This is a genomic window from Psittacicella melopsittaci (assembly GCF_003585925.1).
GTDB lineage: Bacteria > Pseudomonadota > Gammaproteobacteria > Enterobacterales > Psittacicellaceae > Psittacicella > Psittacicella melopsittaci.
The window spans coordinates 33,328-47,044 of record NZ_NRJH01000007.1 but is presented as its reverse complement, the minus strand read 5'-3'; the positions used below and the strand labels follow the sequence as shown (position 1 = coordinate 47,044).

Genomic DNA, 13,717 nt, shown 5'->3' with positions numbered 1-13,717 from the left:
ATGTATACATTAATATTGCTTATTTGTATACACTCAAATTACCTATCTGTATCCGATCAAATCGTATATTTTCTCTTCCTTTTCTCGCAATCCTATTACGACAAGCCCCAACTTAATCTCACAATAAAATTTCTCTTTATTTATTTTTTATTTCTTACTTCATTTTTTAGCAAAAGTAAAGAAAAAATATTTTAAAGCTTGGACTTAAAAAGCTGATTTTTCGCAAAAATGATCATCTTTGATCAAAAATAGGCGTTTTTTGCTAAATTGTCCATTTTCGAACAAAATAAAATTCGCGAGAATATCGAGAGTTTTTTCCAGGACGTCAAAAAAAGTGTGACGCATGACACAAAACAGCAACAAAAGTATATTTATTTAGACAAAACAGATTAAAATATAAGTAGATAGATATCAGTAATAAAAAAAACCCAAATCCTCCTCAGGAAAAATAACCTACGCCTTCTTCTGTTTAGATCTTCAATATTGTGTTTTGCTGGCTAGTGTTATTTTTCCTTTTTTTTATATTTCTAGTTATATCAGAATAAGCAGTTATGTCCCTTGATCTTCCCCATAAAGTTTGTGAGGCCTTAGATTACGAACTCTATCGTCAGGTGTATACTGCGGGCATTAACACATGCCCAGTGGCAAAGGCCATGATAGATGCGAGTTTCTATACTGTCAAGCCACTTAACTACTATGCTAAAGGTATTTATCCTGTAACTAAGAATACAACCTGCCATGCAGCTGGCTATTATGTAAGAGCCTCATGGTTTTGTTTATACATTCGGCATATGCGTTCTGGTTGTTTGCTTAATAAATTCCCTGAATTTCGTTTTGAACTCGCAACAACCATCTACGACTATCTCGTATTTCTTCGCAAATATGCCAAACTAAGCACTGACCAACGATCTCCTCTTCTGCAAAACCTCCAACCCCTCAGCAAAAATGAGATCGAGTTTGCCCTGCTTTTCTTTGACTTTTCCAGTCATAGTTCTGGACGTCAAGTATTTGAATTTATTCCTCAATTTGATTTATATACCTCAGAGCCAGCCCTTGGGCATAAGTATCTAGAACGTCTGGCTTTAGGTATCCTTGCTCAACTTCAAGACGTGCCTCTAGTTAATCACACAGCACAAAACACTCTTCTTGAAGTAGACAAGTATTTAATTCGCTTTACTCTCTTAGGAGCAACAATAGGTTTAACCATTGCCTGTCTCGACTTTTTTAGAAAAATAGGAGCAGTTAATTGCTTTTGTAATCTTGGTGATAACAGTAAGCTCTATAACTGTTGCCTCGAATGGATTAAACAAATAACCTTTGCTGGAGTTTCACTCCAACCATTAAATGATATTGCTTGGCAGTTTTGTCAGAGTCAACTAAGTGTGCAAGACTTTCTTCAACGCAAAACTCTGAGTGATTACTCTTTAGTTAATCATCTGCACCAGCAATTAAGTTTATGTTTTTAGGGGATACAGCCACAATGCACGGCTTTAGCAAGTAAGAAAAATTTAAATTATTGAAATCGAAAGTAGTTTAGGTATAGTGCTCTTTAACAATTTAATTTAGTTAATATAAATATATTTTCCTAAAATGAAGCACTATTGTTCGCTTGTCCCCTAGAAACTTACCGCACATCGATATTAATACATATCGATACCTATGTTGATCTCGCGCCATGCGAGCAACATTCCTGAGAAGAAAGTAGGTGAGGAGTTGGTTCGCCAACTCCTTTTTTCCTGTCTCAATTTTGCTTTGGTGTTACGTTATTTAACACTTTAGCTCGATTATTTATTTTGAGCTTTACTGTTGCTATACAGTTAACCTTTAGCATTTGCGTTTACTTTTGTAAATTTAATAATAAACTTCTCTTTACTTACCCTTTCGTTTTTGTCATCTTTTATCTTTTCTTTGCACTTTCTAGCATAACTTAGCAAATCTGATCACCTTATCTTTTTTGATTATTTTCCTGAAAACTAGCTAAAACTTTGATAATTTTATCTCTATTTTTTATCAAAACTTGTCATTTGCGATCTGATCATTTACGCTTGCAACTTATGCTTTTTTGATCATTTTCTTACAAGTTAATTCTTGAAGATTTTTGTTAAAAAAATTTAGCCTATCTTTTTCTATTGCCTTAGCTTACAAAAGCCTATCTCTTTGTTTTTAGGTAGTTTATCTTTTCTCTGCTTGTTTAGTGATTTTATTTTTTTCGCAATTTATGGCTAATTTTATTATTTTATTTTGCTAAAAAAGGAACATTTTCTCCTAGCAAAAAGTGATCGCTTCAAATCAAATAGCTTGATTTTGATCAATTTTACTCACTTTGCACAAAAAAAGTGTGATCTAGATCACACAATAAGAAAATAAATATTTATCCTCTTTACAAATATTGTATTATATACTTGCCAAAAGAAATAAAGTGCGCCAACACTTTATTTATTCTCAAAATAATAAGTAAGCTCTCCATAATATGGACTTAATTTTGTTACTCAGTATTCGACAAGTTTTTTTAAAAAGTTTTAAGAATCTAAGGCAAAAGGAGTTCTATTATTATGCCTCTTGCCAAAAAACCAAAAAATATATACTAAAATACTAATAAGAGTTTAGACTTGCCCGAATTAAATTCTTATTAGTTTTTTATATTTTTTTGTTTGCCCTAAGAAGATGCCCACCTATGCATCTTCTTTTTTTTGTGCCTGGGTTATAGGGATAAGTTTGATTTTACGGTATAATATACCAAGAAAATAGAAAAATCTCTTGAACCTATATGGCTAAAAAACAGACACATATACCGCCATTAAGATTTGCTCAATTCACTCAACCTTGGCAAGAATTCACTTTTACGCAAATTTTATATGAGCGAAAAACCTATCATCAAAAATCCTCTCAATACCCCTTAGTCTCTTTTACGGCTGAAAAAGGCGTTACGGCAAAAACGCAAAGATATGATCGCGAAGGCTTGGTTGTTGGCAACAAAGCCGAGAAAATCTATAAAGTAACTCATGCTGGCGATATAGTCTATAATCCCGCTAACTTAAAATTTGGGGCTATAGCTCTTAATCGTTATGGCACTGCGGTGTTTTCGCCAATCTATGTAACCTTTGCTTTACTCGAACCAGAAGAAAATAGTGAGCTCTTTTTTGGGCAATATGTCACGCGACCGAGCTTTATCCAACACTTGTTACAATTCGAAGAAGGTACAGTATACGAACGTCAAGCAGTAAAACCTAAAGTATTTCTTGCCCAAAAAGGCTATGCTCCTAGCTATAGCGAACAAGTAAAAATTGGTCAGCTCTTTAATCAACTCGACTCCCAACTTGACTTAATTGCCGAGCAAGTAACTTACGCTAAATATCTTAAAGAAAGCATTCTTACCCAAGTGTTTACCCATGCAAGTAAACCTCGTCTAAGATTTCCTCAATTTAGTAAAAGCTTTACTTCGGTGCCTTTAAAAAAGATCTTGCGTAAAGATTGCCCTAAAAATAAAAACCTCGAAGTAACCTATGTCGAAAGTATTTCTAACAAGCATGGCTTTATTTCCCAGGTAGAATTATTTTCTGATTTAAGTTTAGCAAGTAAAGAGTTACGTAACTATACAGTTATTACCCCAGGGAGCTTTGCTTATAATCCCTCACGGATTAATGTGGGCTCTATAGCCTATAAAGAACCAGGACAAACTCCTGCCATAGTCTCGCCTCTTTACGTTTGTTTTAAAGTAAAAGAAGAACGTGTTAACCCGCACTACTTTTTATACTGGATTAAAAGCCCTTACTTTGCAGCTCAAAGACAAAAATTTAGTGAAGGAAGCGTAAGAGAAATCTTAAATTACAAACGATTTTCAGCTCTAGAAATGCGTTTACCTAGCTTAGGAGAGCAAGAAAAAGTCGTTACCCTATTACAAAGTCTCGACGCTTTAATTTATCACTATGAACAAATGTTGGAGCAAGCTAAGGCTTTAAAACAAGCTCTGAGTCAACGTATGTTTGTCTAGAAAAAAAATCCGAAGATTTTGCTCTTCGGATTTTTTTGTGCTTTGATTTTTTCTCTTGTACTTTGCTTTTTCTTTAGTAATTTGATTTTTTTTCTTGTACTTTAGAGAAGTGTTTTTTAAAGCGATATAGCTATGTAAATGAGGTTATTTTACTTGGCTATACATTTGTATTGCTTTATCGTTTAGAGCTTTATATGGCACCTCTAACAAGCTAATTTTGCGACCTTATGTAGCAAAGTATACTCAGCTTATTTAGCTTTGCTGTTTTGTTCCTTTTTAGCTTACCTTTTTGTTCTTTTGCTTTTCAATTTTTGCTCTTTTGGCTTTCCTTTTTACTTCTTTTTACTTACTTCTACCTACCGCAATTTCTCTTTTATTTGCTAGATTTTCTTTTGAGAAAACAACTCTTTATCTTTGCCAAATCCCCTAAAAATGGGGGCAGTAAATGCATTAGATTCTTATTTGTTTTACCTTGCCTTTTATTTTTCCTTTGTGCTTGTAATTTTCTCTTTTTACTCTTATAAAAATGGGGTATAATAAAGTGCTTTTAACATAACATTAATTATTTTGTTTTTTATGTAAATATGCTATTTAGATAGATATATGTTTATATATCTTACTTGGCTCGAGTTATATATTCCCCATGAGAAAAAGAAAATCAACAATGCCTCTCCTGAGGTTTCCTGAATTCAGGAAGCCCTGGCGCAAGGTTGCGATAAAAGACATTTGTTGGTCAAAAAGCAGTAATAAACTGGCAAAACACTTTGGCTCTGATTATCATCTCTACGAACCTGGTATTTATCCAGTCTTTAATGCAAATCAACAAATTACCTCTATCTCGGTTTATGATGCAGATGTACCTTATATTTCAATAATACGTGATGGTACTGGGGTTGGAAGAGTTGACCTACGTCCTGCCTACTCTTCGGTTATTAGTACCATGAACTATTTATTTAGTAAAAACTCTAACCTTGAGTTTTTATACTACATCCTGCAAAATAAAGTTAACTGGCAAAACTACTTTACGGGATCAACTATCCCGCACTTGTACTTTAGAGACTTTGCTGAGCACAAGCTCTATGTTCCTTGTCTCGAAGAACAAGCACGCATCGCTGGACTTTTAACGAGCGTTGAACAACTTATTGCTCAAAGTAACCAGCTAAAAAATCATTACACTCAATTAAAAAAGGCAATTTTGCAACGCACTTTAGCTCTAAATCAAGAGCAACCCCAATTGCGCTTGGCAGAGTTTACGGCAAGCTGGCAAGAGCAAGAACTGCAAGATATTTTTGATAAACTGACTAATGGCAAGAGAAAAACCCTTGCGCAATTACACGAACAGCAAAGTGCTCATGCCCCTTACCCAGTTTATTCTGCCCAAACTCTCAAACAAGGGATTATGGGCTATTACCATGAACATCTATTCGAAGATTGTATAACATGGACCAGAGAAGGTTATGCAGGACAATTTAACTACCGCTCTGGCAAGTTTTACTGTATAGATACATGTGGGGTGCTTGTTTCGCATAAAGGTTACTCCAATAAGTTCTTTGCCGAACTCTTAAATCTTGTTGCTTATAAACACGTAATTCAAACCAGCATTCCTAAACTTTATGCTGATGTTCTAGGAAGGGTTAAGGTAACCTATCCTCTTGAACTTGCCGAACAATTAAAATTAGGAAATTTATACACTTGCCTCGATCAAAAGATCAATCAAGTCGAAAAACAAATTCAAACTTTTATGAGTCTTAAGGCTCTTCTCTTACAACAACTTTTTGTGTAAGATTTTTTTCACTTTAACTATCTTTTTACACCTGAAAACATTTCAGGTGTTTTTTTTGCATAAAAAAAGTCCTACCAAGTAAAACTTGGTAGGAGCCAATTAAAGATTATTTTTTCTTACCAAAACCAAAAATACTTAATGCACGTTTAAGTAAACCTGGTTTGGTAGGAGCTGCCTCAACCACCTCAGGGGTTGGTTCAGGGCTAGGTGCAGGCTTAGGCTCTTGAGCTTTAGCTTGCGCCTTTTTCTGCGCCTGTTTATTAACATGGTTAGCTAGTTTGTCTTTAGCCTCTTGTGGTGGCGTTAGATTTAACAGCTTACATACACTAATAAACTCTTGCACTACCCCAATCGACATTTTATCAAGGTTAGCACTATCTTGACACTGTTGGACAATAGTTTTAAATCTATTTTCCATACGTTCGAGATTACTACGAATTCCTTTAAGGTTAGTTTCAACTGCAACTAAGTTTTCTTCTAAACTACTTAGATTTGCTTTTAACTGTTTAGCCTTGCTAGATTTCGGGCTTGTAGTTTGTAAAGCTACTTCATAGCTTTTATCTGCTTTTTTAGCCTTGGTTTTAATCTGCTCGTATTTTTGTTCAAGCAGTTTAACTTGACGGGTGCGATTGTTATACCCCTCTCTAAAGTCTTTAATAAACTTAATGTCACTGTCTTGAAGCTTAGCAACTTTTTCTGGGCTCGCTTTTTTGCTTGCCTGTTTAGTGCTAGCTAAGACCTTGTCATAAGCAGCCTTGCTTTCGTTTACAAGGGCTTGCAGTTTATTAGTTTTATTATTGAGGTTGTTTGCTCTTTCGTTTAACTGAATTAAGCCAGCTTCAATTTCAGCTTGTTGCGCTACTGCCTTTTCATATTGCTTGAAGAACTTAACGTAATTAGCTTCATTGCTTTGTTTTAGAGCTTTAACCATTTCGCTAATTTTATTAGCACGAGATTGATCTAACTTAACACGAGCAAGTTTAGCATTGTAAACATCAAGTTTAGCGCTAAAGGCTTCTTCAGCCATTTTATAGTAAATCGTTTGGGCTTCAAGATACTCGATTTCTGCTTTTAGCTCAGGAGAAATATTTGCTTTTTCTCGAGATAAGTATTGCTTATTGAGCAGTAAAGGTTCAACTGCTTTTAGTTTTTGTTTATTGGCAGTTGCTTCTTGACTTAAAGCATTGTGTTCTTTAAGAATCGAGTTCACTTTTTGCGAAGCGACACGAGTGTACTGTTTAACGTAAGAGCTGAGGTGGTTAATAATTTGCCCACGCTCTTCGGCAGATTTGTCACTAAAGTCAGCATAACGCGGCGGTTCACCTGCTTTAAACTGTTGCACATAAGAATTTAATACTTCTGGCGTAGTTTTTACAGGCTCGGCTGCTGGTTCGTGCGTACCTTCAAGAGCTGAAACTATGGTAAGAGCTGCTGCCGTTGAGGCTTTGCGAGTTTGACTGAGAGCTCGATTTGCTTGTTCCGAACGATAGCTCACGTTAGGTAACTCAGGAATCTCATCTCCGTCTTCGTCAATATAGCTGTCTTCGCTTGCAGGCTCTTCTTTAGCTTGGGCTTTAGTTTCCTCTTTAGCTTGAGCTTTAGAGTCTTCTTTAGCCTCTGCTTTAGTTTGAGCTTTTGCTTGAGCCTTAGTTTGAGCTTTTTCCTCTACTTTAGCTTCTGCCTTAGTTTCTACTTTAGCTTCAGCTTGAGTTTGAGCTTTTTCCTCTACTTTAACTTCAACTTGAGCTTGAGGCTCAGCTTGAGGCTCAGCTTGAGGTTCAGCTTGAGCTTGATGCTCTGCTTTAACAGCTTGATCTTGCTCTAACTCCTCTTCTGGTGAATCTTGCCCAAGTGAAACCAGAGCAAGTCCCAGACGACTAAAGGCATTGTCCTCATCATCGTCACCAAAATCCTGCAAGAAAGTACTATTCTCGATTAAGCCTACTTCCGAACCACGATCTGCAGTAAAGGCAACAAAAGTATCTTCATCTATATGTTGACCTACTTCAAGATCGAGTTCTACTGCTCTTTGTGAGAGCTCTTCGAGGTTAGCACGGTTGAGCTGAGCTTGTTCAGGATATTCTAAGGCATAAGCTTTAGCTCTAGCTGATAAGCCTTGTAACTCTTTAGTTCTTGCATCAGCAATTATATATTGCTCTTGTTGGAGCTGTAATTGCAGAAGCTGTTGGTTAAAGTCAACCAGTTTAGCTACTTGCTCTGGAGTTACCCCAAGGTTAGCATGCATGTATTGCGTTAACTCTGGGTAAGGGCTTAAGTAAGTAAAGCTCATGCCGAGAGTATTAACTGGTGTACCTTCGTGAGCAAAGCGATTTGCACCTAAACCTAAACGGGTTAAACGACGACGTTGCGATTTAGAAATGTGACAGTGATCAAATAACTCACAACGTAAAGCTAAATCAAGAGCAAATGGCTCTATATCGCTAGCTTTAACACTAAAGAGCTCACCTTGACCTGGCTTGTCTTTAAAGAGGTTAGCTACTTTAGCAAACAGACCTTCGTGATCTTTAATGCTTAGCACGCGTTCTTGATACTCTTTGAGAATACCATTAATGTTGGTAATCGAGATCTTAACTTTGTTTTGGCTATCATAAACAAATAAAGACTTACCAACGCGTTTAGTTGCCGTTTCGTGCTCATTAAGCTCACGGTGCAGACGACGTATCTCTTTAACCTTGAGGTCTTTAAGCATTTTTGAGGCTACAGAAGCTTCGTTAATTATCTCTTCGGCAAGACTTGGAATATCTTCAGGTAAACCAAGATCACTGCTACTTGGATATTGTTGCGTTAAAGCATAAAGTTTTTTCGCTAAATTAATTTCATGCTGAGCATAAGATTTTTGTAAATAGTATTTACGCTCAATATTGGCAGTAAAGAATTTAGCATAGGCAATTTGGCTTTCTAATACCGTTAAAGCATATTCAATAAACTTGCTAACTATGCCAATATTACGGCTGTTAATCGCTTTAAGTTTATTAATACACTGCATAATGGTATTAATTGAATGCGATGGTCCACCAAATGGATAGTTGTCTTCAACTACCACCCAGAACTCTTGTAAGTAACGGTTTTGGTGTTGGAGCATGCATTGTAAAGTTTGCCCAATTTCTACACATGCTTTGAAGTTAGTGTAAGAAGTATCGAGTTCATCAAGTTGTTCTTGACTATATACCACTTCGGTTAAGTGTTGCTTTTTAAAGCTAATTAAGAAGTCGTAACTCGATTTTGCTGACTCAACGGCTGCTTTAGCTTCAGGAGCTGACTCTTTAAGCTCAGTTAAATATTGGGCAATTTGCTTAATATTTAATTTTTCTACTAATGGGTTTAAGCGCTCAAAAGCTGCGGTTAAACTAGCATAAGATTTTTCATAACCATCTAGGGTAGCTGCAATACGAGAAGCAAATTCATGCGACTCAGGAATTGAAGCTAAGAAGTTAGAAATGTCAGCATCAGTATTGATTAAATGAATCCATTTAGGGGCATAGCCTGGTTGCTCAATTAACTGTTCGAGCAATGGAATAATTTGAATCGCAAAACTTTCTTGTTGTCCACGATCTCTTTCTACGCCTACAGGAACTTCAGGTAACTCGATTGCACGGGTTAAAAGCTTAAACTCGTTAATCGTTAAACCTGGAAGTTGGAGTAAATTAAGCACTAACTCAAGAACTACACGTTTAGGTAACAGACCTGGAGCAAAAGCACTGTAGTAAGTAATTAAATCTTTAAAGTGACGTGCCTTGCTTAGATCAGTTACTGTCCCAGGCTGAGCTAGTTTTAGCTCTGGGTTTTGGTCAACAACGCTTGGTTCTACAGGGCTTACCTCTGTAGCAGTAGAACTTGCTTCAGCAGGTTTTGCCTCTGTGCTGTTATCAAGCACAGGCATGCTAAAGTCAGCTAGAGCTTGCGCTTCTGGTGCTGGTGCTACTTCAGGAGCTAGAGTTGTAACTTCAGCTTCTCCTGTTTGATTAAAGTCTACCCCAAAGCCTGGCATAGAAGTAGCAGCTGGACCTATTCCCCAAGCGGTAGTTACTTCTGCCACAGGTTGAGCAACTTGTGCTTTCGTAGCTAGATCTTTGGCAGGAGCTTGAGTTGCTTCTAAATCAAGCAGTTTTTCCGCACTTTCTTTTACCGCAGCTACTAGAGCTTTTTGGGCATTAGCCTGTAATTGCTGTACTAGAGCAGGATCAAGATTTACTTGCCCTGGCACTTGAGTTGTAGGAGCTGGCTCTGCTTTTGCAGGGGCTGGTTCAACTTGTTTTGCCTCCTCTTGCGGAGCAAAAGAAGCATCTAATTGAGCAAAAAGTTCATCCGTAGATAAAGCCTTAGCTTTACCACTAGCTAGCTTGTGCTCTGGATCAGCTTGCACAAGAGCATCGGATACTGAGTTGAAGTATTGTTGCTCTTGCAGATAAGCTTGCTCTGCATCTTCGAGTTTTTGGTGAATATCTTCTGCTGTGTAATCTGACAGAGTCACAAAATCTATATCTTCTTGCGTAAAACGATTACGTTTGAAGAACTCTTCAATAGTTTCCCCACTGTCATAAGTATCATACTCATCATCGAGATGGAAAATACCCTTAGCATGAAGTTCGGCAACTATGTTTTTGTTTTTATTGATTTCGTAACGACGTTGTAACTCAGCGTGATATTGTTTTTTACGATAGTTTAAGCGAGCAATTTTGTCTTCACTTACCACTTTACGGTGTAACACATTACCATAAGCATCTAAAGCATAGGTATGCCCCGATTTAACAATTGGGTTTTGGGCTGGAAGCAGTTGCTCGAGTTTAGCTTCAATATCTTTAATTTGAGCTTCGTTAGCTTCTGGGTCTTCTTTTAATTTAGCTAACTGGGTATTGTATTGAGCAATTAAAGCTTGCTCATGGGCATAACGTTGTGCATCTTCGCGATCTTTGTTTTGTAGCTCTTCTACATCACGGAGTAACTCAATTAACTTCTCGTAAGGTAAGTTAGCGTTTAAACCTAGTTCACGAGCTTTTTCACGAGCACTTGCACGGGCAACTTTTTCACTAGCATACAGATTGATAATGTGGCGAGAAATTTCTGGCGCCATATCATACATGCGTTGTAAGCCAGCTTCGCGTTTGCTTGTATCCCAACCGCCTCCAGGAATGCGAGTTGGACGTAAACCATGCAGGTAAAAATCATTGTCAAATTCATGGAAAATTTGATCAAGTTTTTCGCGATTATACGGCGTAATGCGACCTAAAGTTTGTTCTTGCGTTACTTTAAGATCTTCTTCGTGCGAGTTATCAAAGTCAGCATTGTAAACCGTTTGAAATTCAGCACGGTCATAATAAAGATCTAAATCCGAAGCAAAAGGAATAGCATTTACATCAATTGGCGTATCTTCGTCATACGTTTGTTTGAGAATTTTTTGGGCTGCTTGATGACGTAAAGCCTTAGCTCTTTCAGGATCTTCTTCATCATCACCAAAATCAACTGGATCTTCGAGATCCTCATCAAGGGTATGACGAATTTTAAAACGCTTGCGCGCTAAAAGAGCTAAATCTTCTTGCTGTTGCTTATCAAAGTAAATTGACTTTACCTGTCCTAACTCCGCCTCAAGTTGGTCTTGATCGAGATTGTAATACTCACGACGTTTTTTAATGAACAGATCAAGTAACTCTAAACCTGCACTGCGTTTAAAACGATAGTTATTGTGTAAAACTATAGCTTGTTGAATGTTTACAATCGCAGGAGCTAAACGTATGTGCATTTCCTTGTCGGAAATATCCATATAAGGGAAATCAGGAACTTCGCGACGACGCTTGCTACTAATAATCTCCCCTTGCGGATTACGACGTACAGGACGACGACGTTTAGTATCTTCTACGTATTGTTGGTTAATCTTGTCCCAAGTGCGGTAGTTAGCCAGAATTTGTTCATCAACACTAAAGAGTTGAACAAAAATACGGAACACACTAAATGCCGCACGGAACATAGGTTCGCTCATGCGACGCAGTGCGTCAGTACCTGCTGGAGTAATAAACTGCACGGCAAGGTTACAAAGAATAGTTTTAGTGTTTTCCTTGTCACGACCATTGAGTTTATTGCATGACTCACTAAATGAGTTTTCTGCTAAAGAAAGAAGAACTGTTTCAATTTCTTTGGCAAAGTCAGATTTGCGACTTGGGTTTTCAATGAGGTTATGGTAGTAACGTAAAAATACTTCAATAAAACCTACCGAACGCATAGTTGCCAGTAAAAAGGCTGGGTTAACCGGTTGATCATAGGCAACGCGTTGATCGGTAATTAAAGCCCCAGCTAGAGTTAAAGCTAAAGTTGGGCTATAAGCTTTAATCAGATTTGGATCTATTTCTAGCTCGGTTAATAAGCGTTTGAGATTGGTGTGTTGATCAGCAATTAATTTGGCAAATTCAGGCTTAAAGCCGTTAATTGCTCTAAAAGAAACTTGCCCTGCAATCTCTTCGTTTACTACCGCATGAAATTGCGGTAAAGTAATGTCGTTAAGATCATATTCACTAAAGAGCTCAATTACTTTAAAAGCTGCTCCTGAGGCAAGAGTTTTATTGATTTCATCAGAAAGACGAGATTCTGAAGTAAACTTAAGTAAGTTTTTATGGGTGAACATATTCTTACGTAAGTCTTGGTCAATAGTGAAGTTTAATTTGGCACTAAGACGAATTGCCCTAATAATACGCATAGGGTCTTCACGTAAACGTATATCTGGATCACCAATCATTACCACGCGACGGTTGATTAAGTGATCTATACCGTTATAAAAATCGAGAATCTCATTGGTAAGCACCTTACCAAAAAGAGCGTTGATCGTAAAATCACGACGTTTAGCATCTTCACCTACATCAGTAGAAAAGGCATTATCCACCATGAGAATGCCATTGTCGGCAGCCTTACGCTGTTCGTTACTTAATTTGTCTCGACTAACTTCACGGTCAACACGGAAGGTCGCTACATCGTAACGTTTGTCGCCCGCGGCTACGTGGGTTAATTGGAAACGACGCCCAATAATTTGGCAACGTCCTTTAAACAGTTGCTTAATTTGGTTTGGTGTCGCACTAGTACAGATATCTATATCGTTATAGTCCTTACCTAGAATAATGTCACGCATTACGCCACCTACAAAGTAGGTATCATAATCTGCCATTTCTAAATGAGAGCTAATATTGGCAGCTCCGCGACTAAGGTGTTCTAAATTGAAACCAAAATCCTTTTTTGCATCATAAACTTGCAAATCAGGAAAACGTTTAACCAGATCACGATAGCGACGAGCTACACTTGCATTGCGATTATTTTTATTAGACATGGTAATCCATTCATGATAAAAATTTAAACTTCCGAAGATATAGATCCTACCTGCGGGTAGGAAAAATAAAAAAAGCTATTGCTGCTATTCCAGATTGCTAAAGCTATCTACAGAAGCAACAACAAGAGCATCTTTTTATCTTAAGGACAAGCAAATTTCTCCTTGAGAAAGAAGATAACTTCTAACCAAAGGCGAGCTTTTCTTGCACTATAAATAGCAAATTTGTTACGCGAACAAAAGAGCATTTAAACTCCTTAATTCTACTCTTCACTTCTGAAAAAAATGCTCCTCAACCTAGAGGCTTGATGAAGTAAATTCATACCAAGCCTTGCCTGAGTTATACGCACTTTTTTACTAGTATATTTTACCGCACTTTATGGAAAAACAAAGAGGAATTTTGCCCAAAAGGCAAACCAAGATCTTGCTCAAGATAAGCTTTGCCTTAATCTTCTCAAATTGTTCTAACTCCTCTTGTCTATACCCCTGAGAAAATAAAGGTTATTAGCAAAAAAAATGGAAAAGTGTGAAACACACTTTCCCATTTGTCCTTAAAATTAATCGAGATTAATTCTAAGTTATCTCTTTTTAAGCCAAAGTTAAGTTGTTGCAAAAAGAG

General features: G+C 37.2%; 4 protein-coding genes. 3 read left to right on the top strand and 1 reads right to left on the bottom strand.

The window, feature by feature from the left end:
- Positions 1–551: 551 nt before the first annotated feature.
- The 3 genes from CJP74_RS00845 (at position 552) to CJP74_RS00835 (ending at position 5,774) form a co-directional block, all read left to right on the top strand.
- Positions 552–1,466, top strand: a complete 915-nt coding sequence (locus CJP74_RS00845) for a hypothetical protein (RefSeq protein ID WP_147397032.1) — start codon at positions 552–554, stop codon at positions 1,464–1,466.
- Positions 1,467–2,767: 1,301 nt separating this feature from the next.
- On the top strand, positions 2,768–3,991 hold the full coding sequence (locus CJP74_RS00840) for a restriction endonuclease subunit S (protein ID WP_119496385.1): 1,224 nt from the start codon (positions 2,768–2,770) through the stop codon (positions 3,989–3,991).
- A gap of 643 nt (positions 3,992–4,634) precedes the next feature.
- The gene (locus CJP74_RS00835) at positions 4,635–5,774 is read left to right on the top strand and encodes a restriction endonuclease subunit S (protein ID WP_119496384.1); all 1,140 of its coding nucleotides are present in this window, start codon (positions 4,635–4,637) and stop codon (positions 5,772–5,774) included.
- A 106-nt stretch (positions 5,775–5,880) separates the two neighbouring features.
- Here CJP74_RS00835 and CJP74_RS00830 read toward each other — a convergent pair whose 3' ends face one another.
- On the bottom strand, positions 5,881–13,101 hold the full coding sequence (locus tag CJP74_RS00830; protein WP_119496383.1) for a tRNA nucleotidyltransferase/poly(A) polymerase-related protein: 7,221 nt from the start codon (positions 13,099–13,101) through the stop codon (positions 5,881–5,883).
- Positions 13,102–13,717 lie beyond the last annotated feature (616 nt).